This window comes from Halorubrum sp. LN27 (assembly GCF_016635065.1).
Classification (GTDB): Archaea; Halobacteriota; Halobacteria; order Halobacteriales; family Haloferacaceae; genus Halorubrum; species Halorubrum salipaludis.
The window spans coordinates 2,179,404-2,198,365 of the sequence record NZ_JAEPET010000001.1 but is presented as its reverse complement, the minus strand read 5'-3'; the positions used below and the strand labels follow the sequence as shown (position 1 = coordinate 2,198,365).

17 protein-coding genes and 1 tRNA gene are annotated in these 18,962 nt (G+C 61.9%); 11 read left to right on the top strand and 7 right to left on the bottom strand.

Going from position 1 to position 18,962, the window contains the following annotated elements; translation table 11 throughout:
- Window positions 1-110 precede the first annotated feature (110 nt).
- The gene (locus JIN95_RS10690) at window positions 111-419 is read right to left on the bottom strand and encodes a transcription initiation factor IIB family protein (RefSeq protein ID WP_128904525.1); all 309 of its coding nucleotides are present in this window, start codon (window positions 417-419) and stop codon (window positions 111-113) included.
- Between the two features lie 117 nt (window positions 420-536).
- On the opposite strand from JIN95_RS10690, the gene nth reads away from it, so the two are divergent.
- From nth to JIN95_RS10665, 5 genes are all read left to right on the top strand, one after another.
- On the top strand, window positions 537-1,235 hold the full coding sequence (nth, locus tag JIN95_RS10685) for an endonuclease III (RefSeq protein WP_200531445.1): 699 nt from the start codon (window positions 537-539) through the stop codon (window positions 1,233-1,235).
- Window positions 1,236-1,722: 487 nt separating this feature from the next.
- Window positions 1,723-1,807 (top strand) — tRNA-Leu (locus JIN95_RS10680).
- Between the two features lie 347 nt (window positions 1,808-2,154).
- Window positions 2,155-2,709, top strand: a complete 555-nt coding sequence (locus JIN95_RS10675) for a hypothetical protein (protein WP_200531444.1) — start codon at window positions 2,155-2,157, stop codon at window positions 2,707-2,709.
- Window positions 2,710-2,897: 188 nt separating this feature from the next.
- A complete protein-coding gene (gene sfnG / locus JIN95_RS10670; protein WP_200531443.1) occupies window positions 2,898-4,046 on the top strand; it encodes a dimethylsulfone monooxygenase SfnG in 1,149 nt (382 codons plus the stop codon).
- Complete coding sequence (locus JIN95_RS10665; RefSeq protein ID WP_200531442.1) at window positions 4,047-4,643, top strand: NAD(P)H-dependent oxidoreductase; 597 nt, start codon at window positions 4,047-4,049, stop codon at window positions 4,641-4,643.
- Window positions 4,644-4,757: 114 nt separating this feature from the next.
- On the opposite strand, the gene JIN95_RS10660 is transcribed toward JIN95_RS10665, so the two are convergent.
- The 4 genes from JIN95_RS10660 to JIN95_RS10645 all read right to left on the bottom strand — a co-directional run bounded on the left by JIN95_RS10660 (window position 4,758) and on the right by JIN95_RS10645 (window position 7,273).
- On the bottom strand, window positions 4,758-5,108 hold the full coding sequence (locus JIN95_RS10660; RefSeq protein WP_233138769.1) for a hypothetical protein: 351 nt from the start codon (window positions 5,106-5,108) through the stop codon (window positions 4,758-4,760).
- Window positions 5,109-5,215: 107 nt separating this feature from the next.
- The gene (locus JIN95_RS10655) at window positions 5,216-5,743 is read right to left on the bottom strand and encodes a helix-turn-helix transcriptional regulator (RefSeq protein WP_200531441.1); all 528 of its coding nucleotides are present in this window, start codon (window positions 5,741-5,743) and stop codon (window positions 5,216-5,218) included.
- Window positions 5,744-5,843: 100 nt separating this feature from the next.
- A complete protein-coding gene (locus JIN95_RS10650; RefSeq protein WP_200531440.1) occupies window positions 5,844-6,866 on the bottom strand; it encodes an NADP-dependent oxidoreductase in 1,023 nt (340 codons plus the stop codon).
- A 191-nt stretch (window positions 6,867-7,057) separates the two neighbouring features.
- Window positions 7,058-7,273 carry a hypothetical protein gene (locus tag JIN95_RS10645; RefSeq protein ID WP_095636193.1) on the bottom strand — a complete coding sequence of 72 codons (216 nt, stop codon included), beginning with the start codon at window positions 7,271-7,273 and terminating at the stop codon, window positions 7,058-7,060.
- Window positions 7,274-7,438: 165 nt separating this feature from the next.
- Between JIN95_RS10645 and JIN95_RS10640 the strand changes: the two genes are divergently transcribed.
- Window positions 7,439-8,059 (top strand): class I SAM-dependent methyltransferase, encoded by a 621-nt coding sequence (locus tag JIN95_RS10640; RefSeq protein WP_200532148.1) that lies wholly within the window; start codon window positions 7,439-7,441, stop codon window positions 8,057-8,059.
- On the opposite strand, the gene JIN95_RS10635 is transcribed toward JIN95_RS10640, so the two are convergent.
- On the bottom strand, window positions 8,056-9,240 hold the full coding sequence (locus tag JIN95_RS10635; RefSeq protein ID WP_200531439.1) for a CapA family protein: 1,185 nt from the start codon (window positions 9,238-9,240) through the stop codon (window positions 8,056-8,058). The genes JIN95_RS10640 and JIN95_RS10635 overlap by 4 nt on opposite strands.
- A gap of 1,263 nt (window positions 9,241-10,503) precedes the next feature.
- Between JIN95_RS10635 and JIN95_RS16340 the strand changes: the two genes are divergently transcribed.
- From JIN95_RS16340 to JIN95_RS10610, 5 genes are all read left to right on the top strand, one after another.
- Window positions 10,504-10,740: a hypothetical protein gene (locus JIN95_RS16340; protein ID WP_233138772.1), complete on the top strand. Its 237-nt coding sequence runs from the start codon at window positions 10,504-10,506 to the stop codon at window positions 10,738-10,740.
- A 773-nt stretch (window positions 10,741-11,513) separates the two neighbouring features.
- Complete coding sequence (locus JIN95_RS10625) at window positions 11,514-12,686, top strand: tubulin/FtsZ family protein (RefSeq protein WP_200531438.1); 1,173 nt, start codon at window positions 11,514-11,516, stop codon at window positions 12,684-12,686.
- Window positions 12,687-12,809: 123 nt separating this feature from the next.
- Window positions 12,810-14,264 carry a tubulin/FtsZ family protein gene (locus JIN95_RS10620; RefSeq protein ID WP_200531437.1) on the top strand — a complete coding sequence of 485 codons (1,455 nt, stop codon included), beginning with the start codon at window positions 12,810-12,812 and terminating at the stop codon, window positions 14,262-14,264.
- Window positions 14,265-14,366: 102 nt separating this feature from the next.
- A complete protein-coding gene (locus JIN95_RS10615; protein ID WP_200531436.1) occupies window positions 14,367-15,593 on the top strand; it encodes a hypothetical protein in 1,227 nt (408 codons plus the stop codon).
- Between the two features lie 253 nt (window positions 15,594-15,846).
- Window positions 15,847-16,467, top strand: a complete 621-nt coding sequence (locus JIN95_RS10610; RefSeq protein WP_200531435.1) for a hypothetical protein — start codon at window positions 15,847-15,849, stop codon at window positions 16,465-16,467.
- Between the two features lie 21 nt (window positions 16,468-16,488).
- Here JIN95_RS10610 and JIN95_RS10605 read toward each other — a convergent pair whose 3' ends face one another.
- A complete protein-coding gene (locus JIN95_RS10605) occupies window positions 16,489-18,960 on the bottom strand; it encodes an MMPL family transporter (RefSeq protein ID WP_095636200.1) in 2,472 nt (823 codons plus the stop codon).
- Window positions 18,961-18,962 lie beyond the last annotated feature (2 nt).

Sequence of the window (18,962 nt, the reverse complement as noted above, 5' to 3'; positions counted from 1 at the left end):
AGCTCGCTTTACAGTAAAGGAGACTTTACGTTAGATAATAAACCTATCGCTAGGGAGGGTTCTTGAGAGAAGTGGTATGAGAACGCCTATTTCTCCCGATATTCCCGGTCTCACCACGTCGGCGGCGAGAAGCCGGCGTCCTCCAAGATCGGCTTCCAGCGCTTCTGGACGGAGAGCCTGGAGACGTCCATCGCGTCGGCGACGGCTGACTGTGACCGCTCCTGACCGCGGATCAGTGCGGCGGCGTAGAGGCTGGCGGCGGCGGCGACGCGCTTCCCGCGATCGTCGTCGGGGGCGCGCGACAAGAAGAGGTCCGTCGCCGTCGACAGCGTCTCCTCGTCGAGGTCGAGCGTCGCGCACGCGTCGTCGAGTCGGTCGATCCACGCCGCGTTGTCGACGCGATCGCTCGCGCGGTACATGTCCCCGCGTTAGGCGCACCGGTTTAAAAAGGTCGCGCGGGAGATCGAGGGGCACTCGGGTGTCGTCCCGGTCGCCCCGGTCGTCGCTCTCAAGTCCGCGCCGCCCGTAGGGCGGATATGTCGACGCACGCGTGGACCGAATCGGAGGTTCGCGAGCTTCACGACGAGCTGGTGTCGCTGTACGAGCCGGTAGACCGCGTCGCCGAGCACGGCGCCGACCCGACCGCCGAGCCCGGCGAGGGGGTCCGCCAGCTGGTGACGACGATCCTCTCACAGAACGTCGCCGACGAGAACACGAGCCGGGCCACGGCGGCGCTGTTCGACCGGTACGACGACTTCGCGGCGATCGAGGCGGCCGACCACGACGAGCTGAAAGAGACGATCCGCGTGGCGGGGCTCGCTGACCAGAAGGCCGCCCGGATCCAGCGCGCGCTGGCCGCGATCCGCGAGGAGACCGGCGGCGCATACTCGCTGGCGTTCCTCGATGCGATGGCGACCGACGACGCGAAGGCCTGGCTCACCGAGATCAAGGGTGTGGGGCCGAAGACCGCCAGCGTCGTGTTGAACTTCCACTTCGGGAAGCCGACGATGGCGGTCGACACCCACGTCGAGCGCGTCTCCAAGCGGTTCGGACTGGTGCCGGAGTCGGCGTCGAACCAGGCGGCACACGACCTGTTGGACGAACAGGTGCCCGACGAGCTGACCTACCCGCTCCACGTGCTGTTGATCCGGCACGGCCGCGAGCACTGTTCGGCCCGCGGCGCCGACTGCGACAACCCCGTGTGTGAAGCGTACTGCGACTGCGAGTTCTGCTGATACGTGGTGGCGAGGGCTGTTGGCGGCGATTTCTACGCCGATCGCGCCTCAGTCGATCGCTTATAAACGATCGAACACAGATCGATGACGGAGGCCTCCAAAGCCCCAGCCGGGAGGACCTCCGAACGTCGTTCCTGCTCGCTTCGCTGCGCGGGCTGCGACGTTCGTGGTCCTGCTCGCGGTGCTCGCGGGACTCGCGCTGCTCGCTGCGCGCTTCAGTCGCTCGCGTTGCTCGCTCCTTGCAGTGCTTGCGTCGCCGTGCTTCGTCCTCACGGCTGCCCCTTTGAGTCCCGCCCCGCACCGCGACCGCACCTCACACCTCCCCAGCCTCGTCGGTGGCGCCTTATAAGGCGCCACCGACTCCCTCGCGCGTGCTGTCTCGCGGCGCAAAGCGCCGCTCGGAGGCACGCGCCACCGCACTTATACAGATGCGTCGCCGTCGGCGGTTCGTCAGGTTCTTGAGTCGGTTTCGCCTACGCTCGGTCGCGCGCGGGTTGCCGAGCCAGGCCAAAGGCGTAGCGCTTAGGACGCTATCCCGTAGGGGTCCGCCGGTTCGAATCCGGTCCCGCGCATGAGCGAACGAAGTGAGTGAAGAGCAGGAGCGTTCGTCTCATAGTCCGGCGATTCCTTTAGTGAATGACAAGAACATAGTGAGACCTATTGCCGGGTATATCGACGCCCAATACGTAGCATGGGTAGGGATTCGTCTCTCGAAGACATCGTCGCGAAGCGGAGCGACGTTCTGACGGCCATTGAGGGGGGTCAGCGAACGAAGCGGGACATCGTCGAGTCGATCGACCGATCGCGGTCCACCGTCGACCGCGCAGTGAGGGAGCTCCTGAACGCCGAATGCATCACTCCGCTTCGCCCCGGTACCTCTCGATATCAACTCACGACCGCGGGGCGACTCGCGCTGGAGATGTACCGTAACTATCGGCGCGGGTCGGACACGGTCGAGTCGAACGCGGCACTGCTGAACGCGCTCTCGGCAGACGTCAATATCTCTGAGGACTTCATCACGGACGCCGACGTGTATTCCTTCTCGAAGACGCCGGATCTCGCTCACAACCCGTCGACGGAGCTCGTGGCGGACGCGACGCGGTTCTACGGGACCGCGCCGGTTGCGTTCGACTCCTACTTCGAGTTCCTGAACGGCTGGACGGACCGCGACGGAACCGAACTGGAACTCGTTTTTGACCGCGACCTTCTCGATTCGGTCCTCGAACACTACGACGCCGAGTTCACGGAGCTCAGATCACATTCGGGAGTCGATCTGCTCGTCACGGACGAGTCGTTCTCGCATGCGGTGTGGGTCGTCGAGAACGCTCAGGAAACCCATGCTGGACTCACGATATACGAAGACGGGGCGATGCGCGCGAACCTCCTGGCGTCCTCCGACCGGGCAGTCCTCTGGGCGGAACAGGAGTACCAGCGGTACAGAGACGCCGCGACCCCGATCGGGACAGGCGACTGAGGTTCGCGTCCGAGCCTGCGCAGACGGCTTCTTCGAGCGGGTTCGCGATCTCGCAGACCGATCACGGCGAACTGCTGTCAATCCTTGCCGGTGACGGAGTTCCCGAACAAACGCGGCCGCTATCGGGGAACCCCGACAGGGTTGGCCGTGGCGGACCGGATTAAGGCCGTACGGGGAGACGAGCGCGTATGGACACGGAATTCGCCTATTGGGTGCCGAACGTCAGCGGCGGGCTGGTCGTCTCGGACTGGGACACGGAGACGGACTGGACGTACGACTACAACCTCGATCTCGCCCGCACGGCGGAGTCGGTCGGGTTCGACTACGCGCTCGCACAGGCGCGCTTCTTCGGCAGCTACGGGGCGGACAAACAGCTGGAGGCGCTGTCGATCGCCAACGCGCTTGCGGCACAAACAGATGAGCTCCACGTGATCGGCGCGGTCCACCCCGGGCTGTGGGAGCCCGGCCCGCTGGCGAACTTCATCTCGACCGCCGACCGCATTAGCAACGGGCGCTTCTCGATCAACGTTGTCTCCGGCTGGTTCAAAGGCGAGTTCACCGGCTTCGGCCAGCCGTGGCTCGAACACGACGAGCGGTACGCCCGCTCGTCGGAGTTCATCGAGGTGCTGAAAGCGCTGTGGACCGAGGACCGCGCGACCTACGACGGCCGCTTTTACACCATCGGCAAGGACATCGACGGCTTCGAGGGCGCGCCCTTAGAGCCCAAGCCGGTCCAGGACCCGTACCCACAGGTGTTCCAGGGCGGGAACTCGCAGGCGGCCCGAGAGATGGCCGCGAAACACGCGGACGTGCTCTTCATCAACGGCGGGAGCCTCCAAGAGATCCGCGCCGTCATCGACGACGTCGAGGAGTACGCCGAGGAGTTCGGCACGGAGCCACCGCGGTTCGCCGCGAACGCGTTCGTCATCCAGCGCGACACCGAAGAGGAGTCCAAGGAGGTCCTCGAGGGGATCATCGAGAACGCGACCGACGAGGCGGTCGACGCGTTCAAAGAGCAGGTGAAACAGGCCGGCCAGTCGTCGGACGAGGGCGAGGGGATGTGGGCCGACTCCGACTTCGAGGACCTGGTCCAGTACAACGACGGCTTCAAGACCGGGCTCATCGGGACCGACGACCAGATCGTCGAGCGGATCCGGAAACTGGACGCGATCGGGATCGACATCGTCCTCGCGGGCTTCCTCGACTTCGAGAAGGAGCTCGAACGCTTCGGCGAGACGATCATCCCCGCGATCGACGAGGCCGACCCCCTCGACCCCGACGAGGTCGACGCGGTCGACGAGATCGAGGAAGTCGGCGGGGCGAAGGTGGCCCGATAGATGTCGGACCGAACGCTCCTCGGGATCGTCGGCAGCGTCTCCGCCGACTCCCGGACGCGGACCGCGGTCGAAGTCGCGCTAGACGCGGCGGCCGCCGAGCACGGCGTCGACACCGAAATCCTCCACCTCGCAGAGTACGACCTCGACACCGCTGACGGCCGCGGCATCGACAACTACGAGGGCGACACCGCCGCGGCGCTCGATCTGATCGTCGAGGCCGACGCCTACGTCGTCGGGACGCCCGTCTACCGCGGCTCGTACTCGGGCGCGCTCAAGAACCTCCTCGACATGGTTCCGCGGGGGCAGTGGCAGGGGGACGTGGCCCCCTTCGAGAACGCGGCGGTCGGGCTCGTCGCGACCGGCGCGACCGACCACCACTTCCTCGCGGTCGACCAGGAGCTTCGCCCCGTCTTCGCGTTCTTCGGCGCGCACACGGTCGGCGGCGCGACGTACGCGAACGGCGACCAGTTCGACGACGGAAAGATAACCGACGCGGACCTCTACGACCGCCTCGAACTGCTCGGCGAGGCCACGATCGAGCTGTCGGCAGCGATCGACGACGCCGACGCGCTCGGCGAGATCGGGCCGGCGATTTAGCTCGCGCGTCCTGAGGAATCTGTTCGGCGGAAAAACGGTTGGGCTTCAGGAAATCACGGAGAAAGCCAACGGCTCCAGCCGTGAGGGATGTCAAATGAGGCGGAATCCCCAGGGTCACTCAGAGGACGAATCTGACCAGAGTGTTTCGATGCGCTGATCGATCGCTTCGAACACAGTCGAGTAAACGTCCAGTGGATGCAGGGAAGAAAGTTCGAGGTTCGAGACTTCCACGCCCGTCGGCGGTTCGTGGAAGTGTACCCGAGCGTTGTGCGTGTTCGGGTGTCGGTCCCAGCGACACTCCCACTGATCTGTACCGCGCACTTCGCGGTAGTGTATCGAGAAATCGCCCGTCGTGAACCACCGGATATCGATCTGCGCCGCGGTCTCCGAACCGGGGTATCGTTCGGTATCAAGCGTCCCGCGAAGGAGCTGCGGTTCATGCGAGTCCGGTTCGAACTCCGCCACAGCGACCAGCGGATCTGACGCCAGCTGTCGCTCGAGCAAGCGCAACGTCTGGCGATCGGGCGGGCCAGTCGATCCGGACGCCGGATCCCCCGAAGAAGGGTCCATCGCTAGGCGGGAATCAGGTGGCCGTCGTTTTCCGAGAGCTGACGGGCGAGTTCGTAGAGTCGGATGTCTCGAATCACGCCCTTCCACTCGCTTACCGCCCGCATTCGGTCGTGGATCGTCTCGTGGTCAGCCGCCTCGAAGACGGTGACGGTGTCCGGATCGGTGGCCCCGAATCGTTCCTCGTATTCCGATCGTCGTTCTTCGAGCGTTGCGACCCGGGAGAGGATCTCGTCGACGGAGAGATCGGCGGCGATCCGGCTCGCGTCCTGCCATTCGAGATATCCGTCGTCTCGTTCGTACGTCGCGGGGCGATTCTCCCGATTCGCGCGAGCGATACCCATCTCTGCCAGTCGGTCGAGGTGCTTTTTCGCGGCGTTCGGAGAGCAGTCCGCGAGCTCTGCGATCTCAGTGTACGCCGTCGCCGACGTGATCCCGAGCACCACGTCGTAGACGCGTCCGAACGTGTCTGATCCCGCCTGCCACCGAGGCCGTTCGATCCCGGATTCCGGCGTCGGATCGAACTCGGTCATACCGTCGGATACGCATCGGCTATCAATATATCTTTGCGTTACTCATATATTTGAGTCTCGCGAGCCGAGACGGCCAGTCAGCGCCTCCGAGCCCGTCTCGTTACTCCTCGTCCTCGGCCGACACCCGCACCACCTGCTTGCCGATGTTGTCGCCGGCGAAGAGCCCGAGGAAGGCGTCGGGGGCGTTCTCTAACCCCTCCACGACCGTCTCGCGGTGTTTCAGCTCGCCGCTCGCGACCCACCGCCCTAGTCGCTCGCTCGCCTCGCCGAACCGGGTCGCGAAGTCGGCGATGAGCAGCCCCTGGATCCGCGCTCGCACGGGGATGATCTGCGGGAGCTTCCGCGGTCCGGTCGGGACTCCCTCGTCGTTGTAGTGGGCGATCTGTCCGCAGACCGCGACCCGCGCGTCGAGGTTCAGCTTCGTGAACACGGCGTCCGTGATGGGGCCGCCGACGTTGTCGAAGTACACGTCCACGCCGTCGGGCGCGGCCTCGTCGAGCGCGGCGCGGTAGTCGTCGGTCGTCTTGTAGTTGATCGCGGCGTCGAAGCCGAGGTCGTCGGTGAGCCAGTCGGTCTTCTCGTCGGAGCCGGCGAACCCGACCACGCGACAGCCGTTGCGCTTCGCGATCTGGCCGACGACCGAGCCGACCGCGCCCGCGGCCCCGGAGACGACGACGGTGTCGCCGGGCTTGGGCTCGCCGACCTCTAACAGTCCGAAGTAGGCGGTCCGGCCGGGCATCCCGAGCACGCCGAGGTACGCCGCCGGATCGGCGACCGTCGGGTCGACCGGCGCGACGTCGTCGGCGTCGAGGGTCGCGTAGTCGGCCCACCGCCCCTCGCCCGTCACGAGGTCGCCGGCGTCGTACGCGTCGCTCTCGCTTTCGACCACTTCGCCGACGATCCCGCCCTTGAGTGCGTCGCCCACGTCCCACGGCTCCGCGTAGGACTCGGCGTCGCGCATCCGGCCGCGCATGTACGGGTCGACCGAGAGGAACCGGGTGTGAACGAGGAGTTCGCCGGGCGCGGGGGAGGGCACGTCCGTCTCGTGCAGTTCGAAACAGTCCTGATCGGGCTCGCCGTCGGGTCGCTCGGCGAGCAGCCACTCGCGGTTGGTGTTCGTCACGGTCGCCGTAGGCGAAGGCGACCCAAGTGGGTTTGGACGCCAGCAGCGAACGGGGTCGACATAGACGATATCCGGGCGAGGGATGCCGAGACGGGGAATCGGAGCGAGCCGCTCCGGAAGTCGGCTCCACGAAGGACTAGGACGAGGTCGGAATGCGCCTCTAAGAACAGTCCTATCGAACCGGACTCACCTCACCGGTCTCGGAACTCCACGGTGTAGCCGTTGTCGCGAAGCGCTTCGACGAGGTCGTCATCGGGCTCGATCTTGAACTCGTGGAACGAGTTGGAGGGTCTGTCCGTCGAGTACAGCTCCGAGTCGATGTTGTCGGGGATCTCGTTTTGATGAGTGTTCTCTTGTACAACGACCGGTTGGCTGGGAACGCGTTTGGAACCGTCGTCTGCTGTCATTAGAGCTATCGTCTCTTAGGGGGATTCAAGGAAAAGCTTCGCGCTTCAGCGCAAGCGGCGACACTGATCGAACTGCGGAACCCTATCGAGACCCCGTCGGTGGCGCTGTGCGCTCTCGCCGGCGTGATCCCAAGGCTATTCACTGCGTTCCCCGTGGTCACACACGTGGATCACAATTCCGTCCGAGAGACGTGGGAAAACCGGGCGGGAGAGTACTCGCCCGCGTACTACGCGCATCACGGCCCCAACGAAACGAGCCGGGTGATCTGTGAGATTCTCAGCGGATCCCTCCCCCGTGACGCGTCCGTCCTCGAGCTCGGCTGCGGGTCCGGCCGCCATCTCGCACATCTCGCCGACAACGGCTTCGAGGACTTCTCGGGCGTCGACATCAACCCCGAGGCGTTCGACACGATGCGGGAGACCTATCCCGCGCTCGCCGCCGAAGGCACGTTTCACTGCGGCCCGATCGAAGAGGTCATCGAGGCGTTCGACGACGGGCAGTTCGACGCTGTCTACTCGGTCGAAACGCTCCAGCACCTGCACCCCGACGTGGAGTGGGTCTTCGAGGAGGTGGCCCGAATCACCGACAGCGTCCTCATCACGGCGGAGATCGAGCGGCCGGTGCGGGACTCGGCCCCGTCCGACCCGGACGTGAACTACGTCGACGACGACACGCCCCTCTATTACCGGGACTGGAACAGCATTTTCACCTCGCTGGGGCTCGTCGAGATCGATGTCGTCCACGGCGACCGAGACACCACGCGGACCTTTCGCGTCTCCGATTAACTGCTCGTCTCAGTGTCGCCTAGTGGGATCACCAAGTGATCGTCGCTCTGTTCGACCTCGGTGTCGAACGCCGCGGACCGCTCGGTGAGGGTGTCGCGCACCCACTCCGCAACCTCGTCGTCCGCGAGCGTCGCCGCCTCGTCGGCGATCTCGATCGGGACGACTTCGAGCGCGTCGAGGTCGCCGTCGCGCACGGCGAGTTCGAAGAGCGCGCTCCGCTTGTTGCGGACGCCCTCGCGGTCGACGTAGCTGATGTAGTCGTCAACGAAGTCCGCGGCGTCGTAGATGATCGGGCGCCCCTCGTACACCTCAACGCCTTGGAGGACGTGCGCGCTGTGGCCGTGGACCACGTCGACCCCCTGGTCGATCAGCCACCGACCGAACCGCTCGTGGACCCCGCGGGGCTCGGTCTCCCAGTTCGGCCCCCAGTGGAGCGAGGCGACGACGAGGTCGGGGTCGTGATCTGCTGCGCTGTCCAGAATCCCCTCGACGAGCGTGCGGGTCGCGGGCGCGGCGGGATCGAGCGTCGCGAACGCGGTTCCGGGGTCCGAGTCTCCCGCCGCGAACTCTTCGGCCTGATCCGTGAGCCCGAACGCGGCGACCATCAGGTCGCCCGCCTCGAAGACGGCCGGTTCGAGGGCGGCCTCTCGATCGGTGCCGGCGCCGGCGTGCGTGATCCCCGCGTCGCTCAGGTGCGAGTCGGTGTCTCGGAGCGCGCGCTCCCCGTAGTCGAGGACGTGGTTGTTCGCGAGCGAGACGAACGAGGCGCCCGCGGCTTCCAACGCCGGCACGGCGAACTCCGGGTCTGACCGGAAGTAGTATCCCTTGTCCGGCCACTTCGTGCCGCGATCGGAGACGCAACACTCCAGGTTCCCGACCAGTCCGTCGAGTGCTTCGAGGCGCGAGAGCGTCGAGCCCCAGACGTTTTCGGGCTCGTCGTCGCCGGCCCACCGCTCGTTGACGCTCCGACCCAACATGAGATCGCCCACGAACCCAATCCGGGTCGCGTCGTATTTGGTATCGTCGCCTGCGTCGTCCGAACCGGCGCCGTCGCTCGAACCGGTACCCTCGTCGACCCCGTCAGGGTTCCCATCGCCCGAGTTCGGTGTCGTACCGGAACACCCGGCGAGTCCGACCAGTCCAGCGAAGCCCGTTGTCAGCAGGGTTCGACGCATTCGCATTGTGCAGTGGTTCGGCGAGTGCCGATTTGAAGCCTGCGCCACTCACGGTCCGGACGGCTTCATCTGATGAGTAACAATGTGCGGAAAACCAACATCTATTCATGAGTCGACCCAACGCATGGGTATTGGGATCTCTTGTCTCTATTGAGAGCGGGTATCTTTTCCCCCATGCTGAGCCCACTCCGCATCGATTGCCTCATCATCGGTCAATCCCTTCCCACCGCACTATTTTTGACGAACAGATCGACATGACTCGGGTCACCGTCTCTGGTTAAACTCCTTCCAAGCGTATCTTCCCACGGCCCAAACCGGTCGTACTAGGTTCGAACAGTATATTCGCCGTGGTCACGAACTCTCGCCGTCGTTGGCCGCTCACCAAGCTTGTTGCGCCGGCGGCGGAGATCGGCGAGGCAGTTCGTCAGCCGTCACACCTGTGGTGGTGGTTCAAACCTGACGTTGATCAGTGTTTTCTGCCATGACCCGAATCGGTTTCTGTCGGTGGGCAGCCTGTGCATCCCGCGTTCTTTGATGTCTGTTGTTGTCGGCCGCTCGCCGTCTGTTTCACCGGCGAGTCAGAGAAGATCGGCGCAGAGTCTAGGTAGGTGACTTCTCTTGCTGTGAGAGTATGAATGACGCCCTGCAAAAGGCGATTCACGTGATGGTACGGTTAGTGTCCCGAAGATCGTCTTGGAACATCTCCGCTGAGGGTTGCCCGACCCAAACCATCACGCTGAGATCGCCTTACAGGTGCGTGCCGAAGCATCCGATAGCGAACGTTGGTACGTCAAACACTTACGGGTGCTTCAGCATGATTCGATACATGTTTCTACCAAATATACTTATCTCTTGGTTCAGTATTTGTTTCGATATTGATGAGAGAGATGTGGGTGAACCGGAAACCACGAACGCAATGGTGAACTCACCCCGGGTCAAGCCCCGGGGGAGTCGCCTTGCACCCCCTGTACACAATACTTGAGCGGTGACGAGTCCGATACCGTCTGTTAACCCCGGAGTATCCCTTAATTCAGGCGATGGGAGATACATCCGGATCATCTGTGAGCAAAGCCGCACAGCGACCGAGTGGGACCGAGGAAGTGATCGCACATACGGCAGATTCGACCGACAATAGTGAATCGCCTGCGGCGTACGGGTGACTCTCTTCGCTGCCGGACTGTCCACGCTGCCGGTACGAAACTTCACGGATATTGATGAGTTGGATCGCGTACGCAGACGCCCAAGGGCGTACCGCGGGCGGACGCGCTTGTGCCGGCGGCCAGCGGCCTCCTGTTGGGCGGGAACCTCGGTATCGGTGCCTGGAAGCGCCCGCAACTATCCGCTGGCAGCGTTACAGCGTTTTTCCTCGGTGTAACGCCGATGATGCACAACGTCTGGGCGGTCGACGACGAGTCACGCGATCAAGCACTTACCTCGTTCCTACAGAACGTGACACTATTTGGTGCGGCGATCGTATTCCTCTCTCGGGCCGGCGACGACGAGTGATCCAGTCGGCGAGAAACGTAGTTCATTGGGACGTTGTCAGTTTCTTTCCTCGCTACGTGACTACTCGTTCATGGGAGGCAGCAGTAAGCAGCCACAGGAACAGCCACACAAACAAAAACGCAAAGAGAAGTCCAGTCGGTAACAGTGATTGGAGCGGACGTGCAATATCGGCTAACATCGGAAGCGAGAGTAAAAAGACGATCCCGGCCGCGACGCCTCCAACCAGACACTCGAGGAGCCGCCAGACTGCACTCTCACGCGACTCGATCTCACGGGTCGAGTGATGATGCGACTCTGCCTCCGCATTGGTTGGTGTGGTCATACATACCACTCAATTAGTTATTCATATTCGATCATTAATAATTTGTTGGTGGGATGCGACCCAAGATGAACGCACGCTCACCAGTAGACTGGCAGAACTAGGAGAATCAGTGTCTTTGGCCGGGAAGAAAGCAGTATACATGAAGATCGTCCTGCTTCAGCCAGAGGCTAGCGGCATCTCAAGACAATCTGGAGCACCAAACCGGCCCGAATAGCGGCGCAGACAGTCCCTATGCCCTCAACGGTTCCGACCAGATCTGGTATGGCCACCGTGACTGGAAACCAATCTACCACGAGGAGGTCACACATCTGTGCGTCTGACGTATCTTCATACGTGTCGAGTCCATGTATTCCGATAACCATATGGATAACATGATTTGCGTCGCCGCCGCGATCGACGGACAACAGTCGCGCGCACATCTCTCTGCTGAGTCTTCATGGGGGCTCAACCGATGAAGCTCGCTACGATCGGTGTCGGAAACGCTGGAAGCAAACTCATCGATCAGATGATCGAGTTTGAGGTCGAGACCGGACGGAACCTCTGTCGGCACGCTCTTATCATCAACACGGCGCGGACGGACCTCGCAAAACCGGAGAACATCCCCGAGGACCGTCGCGTTCTCATGGGTGACACACACCGGAAGGCTCGCGGCCACGGTGTCGGTGGTGACGCCGAGATCGGTGCCGAAGTTGCGAAAACTGATATCGATGAGATCCGCCGCGTCTTCGACGACGTCGAGATCCACGAGGTTGACGCAGTACTTGTCGCAGCCGGACTCGGTGGTGGCACTGGTAGCGGTGCCGCACCGGTTGTTATCGACGAAATCCAGAAGATGTACGACGAGCCGGTGTACGGCCTCGGTGTGCTCCCAGGCAAATACGAGGGCGGACGCCCCGCACTTAATGCCGCTCGCTCGCTCCAGTCATTTGTCAACAAGGTAGATAATTTCATCGCCTTCGATAACGACGCCTGGCGCTCACGTGGCCAGACGATAGAGCAGGGCTACGAGGAGATGAATGAGGAACTTGCGACCCGAATTGTTACCCTGCTGGCGGCTGGTGAAGTTGACGAGTCTGAGGTGGGCGAGAACGCGATGGACTCGAGCGACATCATGCGTACCTTGGATACGGGCGGGGTCTCCTCGATTGGCTACGCTTCGACTGAGCTCGCGCCCGCAAAGCAAGGTCTGCTGTCGAAGTTCAACGAGTCAGATCAATCTGAAGATGAATCTACTGATGCCGCCAAAATCAAGGGTCTCGTCCGCCGGGCAGTCAACTCTCGATTGACCGTCCCCTGTGAGGTGTCGAGCGCGGACCGTGCGCTCATCGTCTTTGCCGGGCCGCCAGAAGCCATCTCACGGAAAGGAGTTGAGTCTGCTCGTGAGTGGCTTGAATCAGCGGCTGACACGGTCGACGTTCTTGCAGGCGACGACCCCCGACCTGGATCGTCGACGCTTGCGGCAGTGGTACTTCTTTCGAATGTCACAGAGACTCCCCGGATCGATGAGATACAGAATCAGGCAGTCGATGCACAGAACAAGATCAGAGAACAGGACGCAGTCCGCGAAGAAGAGATCCAGTCGTTGATTACTGACGACGACAATGATCTGGACCCGATTGTCTGAGGCCGTGGATCGCGTGTCCCCCATCGCGCGCAGAATCCGTCACCGGGGTATCCTCGACAGCTGTCCTCCCCGTTTCGATCGGTGTCTAGGTGTTGGCGGTCATTGGTCGTTGCCGGTGAGCACATGAAGCTCGCGCTCGTTGGTGTCGGTGACGCAGGCACTCGAATCGTCGATCACTTCGTTCGTCGCGAGCAGGCAACGGGACGATCGATCACTACGGGGAACATCCTCGTGTTTAACACCGACGACAGGGTCTTCGAAGACACGAGGACGATTCCCGAAGAGCGACGGGTCTTACTCGGCGACACCCACTCTGCCGTCAAGCGTCGACCGGACTCTGCGGACGTGTCGGCGTCTGCCGAAGGCAAGGGTGGCGACGCTGATCGTGTCCACACAGGAACACACGCGGACACGATTGATTCCTACGGTGTCGGCGGCGACCCCGATGTTGGTGCTACGGTTGCCGAGGCAGACCTACCAGAGATCCGTCGTGCGCTCGATCAGATTGATGAAACTGAGGTGGCCGCTACGATGCTGGTTGCTGGGCTTGGTGGCGGCACGGGTAGTGGAGTGGGAAGTGTTCTACTTGAGGAACTCAATGCAATCTACGAGACGCCTGTGTACGTTCTCGGTGCGTTGCCATCAACGACGGAACCGGACCGGCGGGCTCTCACCGCGGCCCGTGGGATCCGAACGCTCGTACCGCTCGCGGACGCCACCTTCTTAGTTGATAACGAGGAGTGGCGGCACGGCACTGACTCGGTTGCGGCACGCCATAACAACATAAATGAGGCCATCGTCACTCGCCTGTTAGCGCTCTTCGGTGCTGGTGAGCGCGACCCAGAGGCCATCTCAGAGATGCGTGTCGACTCGGCCGATCTCAGCCGGACACTCGAAGTCGGCGGTGTCGCAACCATCGGCTACGCGACTCACGAGCTCGACCGCGACGACAACGACCTGTTCGCGCGGCTGCTCCAGCTACTCGGCCTCTCGAATGACACAGACGATGGCGGTGTTGACGCTGCGACCATCAAGCGACTGATACGGCAAGCGCTCGAATCGAAGCTAACCCTCCCATGTGCGGTCACTTCTGCCGATCGGGTCTTGCTGATCCTCTCCGGCCCACCTGACACTATCTCGCGAAAGGGATTCGAGACTGGCCGGTACCTCCTCGAGGAGGAGACGACAACAGTAGAAGTACTGGCTGGCGATGAACCGGTTTCCGGTGCGACAGAAATTACAGCGACGGTCGTTCTTTCGAACGTCACGGACATCCCCCGGATCGATGAGATACAGCGACAGGCAGTTTCCATGCACTCTCTGTCGACTACGGATGATCACGATACAGCGGGCGGCAGCGACAGCGATCTCGGTGACGACGAGCGTGAAGACGAAGTCGATCCCGATCGTGTACTGACTGATGACACTGCTGGGGGCGAAGATGACGGTGATGTAGACGAAAACGACGGTTCGGAGGTCGATAATACCAACAAGCACAACGCGGCCGACTCGTCTGTTGAGGCTTTCGACGGAGAGACGGATCACAGCTTCGACTTCGAAGCCGAAAGAGACGGGTGACCCGCCTCGGGGCGTGATATTGAGGCTTTTGCGTGAGCTCTCTGTGGCCGACGACCAGGCACCTCGGGATGATTTAAGTTCTTTCCTCTCTGATAGAGGAGCGTGCAACGGACCCGACGCAACCTCCTAACCGCCGGTGCTGTGGTCTGTCTCACTGGCTGTCTCGACGTTGAGGGGGTCACCTACCCCGATGAGCCGGCACCCAATGAGAGCGATCCGGATGGGGGGATGGCGCCGGACGACGATCCGGCAGATGACCCGGCAGACGACAACCCCGGGCCACATTCCGAACTCGCCGCAGCAACCCGATCGATCGTCGACGACACGATTTGGTTCGCCGTGTCATACCCCTCCGCGATTGACACCTACCGCGAGGCGACTGCCGACGTGCTTACGGCGATTGAATCGGTCCGTGAGTCGATCGACGGACAAACGGACCCGACAGTTTTGATGGCCGAACAGCTTGAGACCGCTGGCTACGACGCAGCTGAGCGCGCAGCGGCCGCACTCGAACCACATTTTAAGCCGGCTGGACTGGTCCAAGCACGAACTGACAACCACATTCCGGTGCTCACCCGGTTCGCGCGCCGGAACGATGCTGACAGGTTTGTGGAGGAGCTCGAACGAATGCATCTGTCATTTTTCCAGATCCAGACGCCGATTTACATCGGGAGGCGGTTTTCCCGAGATCCGATCCACAACCGGCTGCTTCAACGGCTCGTACCGGGTGCTCCCGACAAAGTCCTTGCCGAACTTGCAGCTCCCGGCTACCGGCAGTTCTCGACACTCGCGTACCAACCGTACTCGGAGGAGTCAGAGACGTACCTACCGACCTTCACTGATGAGGCCCTGCCTAAAGAGCGACGGGAAACACTTCGTGAGCAGCTTGGTCCGGTTATTCAAACGAACGGCCGAACCGCAGAGCTGTTCGTCACCATCGCTTCTCGCCCGAAACCGGCCAGCCGCCGCGGTGCGGCGTTCCGTGGGCCCCCCGGGGATCTTGACGGGGTATCAGTGTACGTCCAGCGATATTCTAGCGCTGAGCGTGCCAGCAAGCGCTTAGATGCGGTTTTAGAGGCCGGCGAAACTGAGGGTCGCGAGCCGATCGTGCCGGAGACAAACACGAGCGACGACGCGATCGCATGGCATCGCTACTACCACCGCGAGGCAGGCAGTACTCGCACAGATCTCGATGATTTTCCCGGTGTGCAGTATGGCTATCTTTTGCAGGCCGGCGAGTTCCTCCTCGCGACCGGGTTCTCCGGTGATGCGTGGGAAGAACGGCCGCAGTGGCAGGGTCGGCTTGTCGATGCCTGGGTGGGGACCTGACCTCCTCCCGTGCTGAACGGAAGGTGTCAAACCCACATTGATCGAAACCAATCTTACGGGACGACCTGGCAGATCACGTCGGGCGACGCAACCGTGTCGTAGCCCTGGCGAGCTTTCGTCTGTTCAATCTCATCTTTCGATCCGGATCTGAACACCGCCAGTTCACAGATCAACAAGGCGGATACCACGGGGCTTGACCCCGAGGCTGTTGACCGGACTCAGGTTTTAATTTGGCCCGTGTTGAAAGATACGTATGACTCGCCAACGCTCACGGCGGTGGCTCCTCGCAGCTGCTGTCCCTCTCGCGCTCGCTGGCTGTCTCATTGAGGCTGATTCGGATGCGACAGACGATACTGGACAGGCAGTCGAGGAGGGAACGACACCAGAAAGCGGGGGAACCGACGACGCTCCGACGACGGAAAGCGTGGCGGGGAATGAAGAGACTGCAGCACAGACTGACGATACGGGTGCGGTCGCGAATGCGTCTGATGAGGAGAACGCAACTCCCGATCCCGCCGGGATAACGGTCGAGTCAACGAACATCTCGCGGATTATCGAATCGATATACCTGTCTCAGATCGTCGCCGATGTGACCGTTCGCAACTCTGGTGAGCACACATATGGCACCCTTAACCTCCGTATCGACGCCTACTATGAACCACCAGACGATGATCGAACGTATCACCCACCGCGGGTCGACGACCGGACAGCGGTCGGCCGGACGTACGCCGAGGACACTTTCGACTCATTCGACAGCGGAACCCGAACCTTTGAGGACGTGGTAATACGGTACGACGCTGAAGAGGCGAACAACTCAACAGACCCAGACGAATTCGATCTGGAGATCGCTGTGCGCCGCGCCGAACCCCGCTGAGGCGCGGTGCGACCGGCGATCTCACCCAAGTGTGGGTATCGGAAGCCAGAGCAACGTGGTGTGATATCGCTCCCACAACAGCACGGCAGGGGGTAACGCAATGATGGTAAACACGAACGAATACACCACACTAATCGCCATCAACAGGCCGAAGTCACCAAGAACCGGTGTGATAGCGAGTGCGAGCGCGCCAGTCCCAAGCGAGGTGGTTAGCATACTGCCGAGGAGGGCACCACCGGTCCCGGAGAGTGTGATTATCATCGACTCTTGAGCGTCAGATCCTGCGTTGAACTCGTCGATGAACCGGTGGGTCGCGTGAACGGAGTACGCGATCCCGAGACCGATCGAGATGGAGAGGATCGTTGCCGTTAGGGCGTTCAGCGACATGCCGAGGAATCGCATTGTCCCGAGCAGGAATGCGATCGCGATCAGGATCGGGAAGAGGTTCACAATTCCGAGAAGCGGCTTCCCCTCTAAGACGGCATACGCAATGATGAGGAATATTCCCGTTAGCCCCATTGCGATGATCAGCCCCTGTATCGCCGAGTCGAAGATGATATCTGTCACCGCGTCGAAGACGACGAGCTGGCCGGTCGCGGTCGTCTCAAACCGGAAGTCCTCTGCGAATGCTCGGGCGTCCACGGCGGCTTCGGACTGTGAGGCACTGGAGTCAATCGCGTAGTCGACCTGCGCGCTCCGCCGGTCCGGGGTGAGGTACTGTTCGGCGCGCTCTCCCGCTGACGACGCGAACAGTTCGTCGTAGATCCGATCGAGGTTGCGGTCGGGAATCCCGTCATTGTCGATGTCGTTGCGAGCGACTAGCTCGGCGAACTCGGGGTCCTGTTCGGCGTGCGACTGAATCACGGTCACGATGCTTGTCGGCTGCGCGCTCCCGCCGTCACCGACGGCGAGCGCTCCGGAGGCATCGTCGTTCGGATCGTCGAGGGCCGCCAAGGCGTGTCCCTCCTCGAAGTTCCCTTCAACGTATAATTTCACTGACTGATCCTGGTTGGTCGAGAAGCGGTCTTCGAGGAGGTTAATTGTCTCTGTAACAGTGTACTCGCTTGGTGCGAATGGTTCGGGTAACCCTGTCACGTAGTCTGGCTGTTCCTCTGGCGGGAGGAAGTCCTCTGTCTCGAAGGAGGTGTCGACGCCGCTGCCGTACACCGCGGCCATCCCACCGGTAACGAGCAACACAATGATAAACGCAACCGGCGCATACTTGCTAACTTGCGCCGGGAACGTCAGGATTTTTCCGATTGCCGAGTCTTCCGAAGAGATAGGCGCGGAATTGAACTCAGGGACGTTGTATTTTTCGCGCAGTTTGTCGACCTCTAGTTTCGCTGCGGGGAGGAACAGCCCGAAGATCAGGAAGGTAAAGATGATTCCGATCCCGGAGGCGATCCCCATGTTTCGGATCGGCGTGAGATCTGAGATGACGTTCGCGCCGAATCCGAACACGGTGGTCACGGTGACAATGACGAAGGCAATCATCAACTGGTTGTTTGCCTCGCGCATCGCCTCTGTCGCTTCGTATCCCGCGACGGCCTCCTCGCGATAGCGGTTGATAATATGGATTCCGAAGTCTACCCCCACTGCGAGCAGCAACACTGGTACTGATATCATCTGTTGGTTGAACGGTATCCCGGAGAATCCGAGGAATCCAAACGTCCAAATGACGGTCATCAAGAGCGACAGCAGTCCGAGCGAAAGGTCGATCGGGTCGCGGTAGGCGACGGCGAGGAACAGCAGCAACAACAGCACGACGACGGGCATCACGATGGTGAGCGAGTCGCCGATGACGTTGGCTGTCTCCGCGTTGGTCACACCAGTTCCAAACGCCGTGATCTCGCCAGGCTGGTCTGCCGCGATGGAACGGATCTCTGTCTGGACCTGCTGGAGGTCATCGTCAGAGAAGCCAGCGGGCACGTCATGAGATACCACCGTGATCGACGCCGACGCACTCGCACTCGTCGGGTTGAAGTCTGTTGCAAGCGCCCCGGAGAACCGCGGATTCTCGGACAGCTCACGGACGATCTGTCGAACCCGAGTCGCGCTTGTCGATTCGATTGCGCGTCGCTGTTCGGCCGCCGTGGTTGCCGACGGGTCGATCCGCTGCGCGACGACCGTCGCTGGGCCGTTCGCCGAGGCGACGCGTAGATCGTCGCGTGATTCTACTTCCTCGAGGACGCGGAGGTCTCTAACAAGCGCCTCCTTCGTCAGGACGTTACTACCCGAGTGGATGATCTGTGTCGATTCGCCTTCTGGTTCGAAGGGATCTTCGAACTCCTCGTTGACGGCGTCGAGTGCCTCCTGTTCGTCGAGGCCATCGGTGAACGAGTCGGTGGCTTCGGTATCCGTGCTGACGAGAGCCATCCCACCGGTGAACACGGCGGTGAGGACGAGAAACGCGACGATCACTCGCCGCGGACGGTCAACGATGGTGTCGTTGAGCCGCCGTATCCACACCTCAATCTGCTCACCGAGCGACATCG

Coding starts and splice junctions, on each gene's coding strand:
- JIN95_RS10690 (WP_128904525.1), bottom strand. CDS start 419: ATGTACCGCGCGAGCGATCGCGTCGACAACGCGGCGTGGATCGACCGA.
- nth (WP_200531445.1), top strand. CDS start 537: ATGTCGACGCACGCGTGGACCGAATCGGAGGTTCGCGAGCTTCACGAC.
- JIN95_RS10675 (WP_200531444.1), top strand. CDS start 2,155: ATGTACCGTAACTATCGGCGCGGGTCGGACACGGTCGAGTCGAACGCG.
- sfnG (WP_200531443.1), top strand. CDS start 2,898: ATGGACACGGAATTCGCCTATTGGGTGCCGAACGTCAGCGGCGGGCTG.
- JIN95_RS10665 (WP_200531442.1), top strand. CDS start 4,047: ATGTCGGACCGAACGCTCCTCGGGATCGTCGGCAGCGTCTCCGCCGAC.
- JIN95_RS10655 (WP_200531441.1), bottom strand. CDS start 5,743: ATGACCGAGTTCGATCCGACGCCGGAATCCGGGATCGAACGGCCTCGG.
- JIN95_RS10645 (WP_095636193.1), bottom strand. CDS start 7,273: ATGACAGCAGACGACGGTTCCAAACGCGTTCCCAGCCAACCGGTCGTT.
- JIN95_RS10635 (WP_200531439.1), bottom strand. CDS start 9,240: ATGCGAATGCGTCGAACCCTGCTGACAACGGGCTTCGCTGGACTGGTC.
- JIN95_RS10625 (WP_200531438.1), top strand. CDS start 11,514: ATGAAGCTCGCTACGATCGGTGTCGGAAACGCTGGAAGCAAACTCATC.
- JIN95_RS10620 (WP_200531437.1), top strand. CDS start 12,810: ATGAAGCTCGCGCTCGTTGGTGTCGGTGACGCAGGCACTCGAATCGTC.
- JIN95_RS10610 (WP_200531435.1), top strand. CDS start 15,847: ATGACTCGCCAACGCTCACGGCGGTGGCTCCTCGCAGCTGCTGTCCCT.
- JIN95_RS10605 (WP_095636200.1), bottom strand. CDS start 18,960: ATGTCGCTCGGTGAGCAGATTGAGGTGTGGATACGGCGGCTCAACGAC.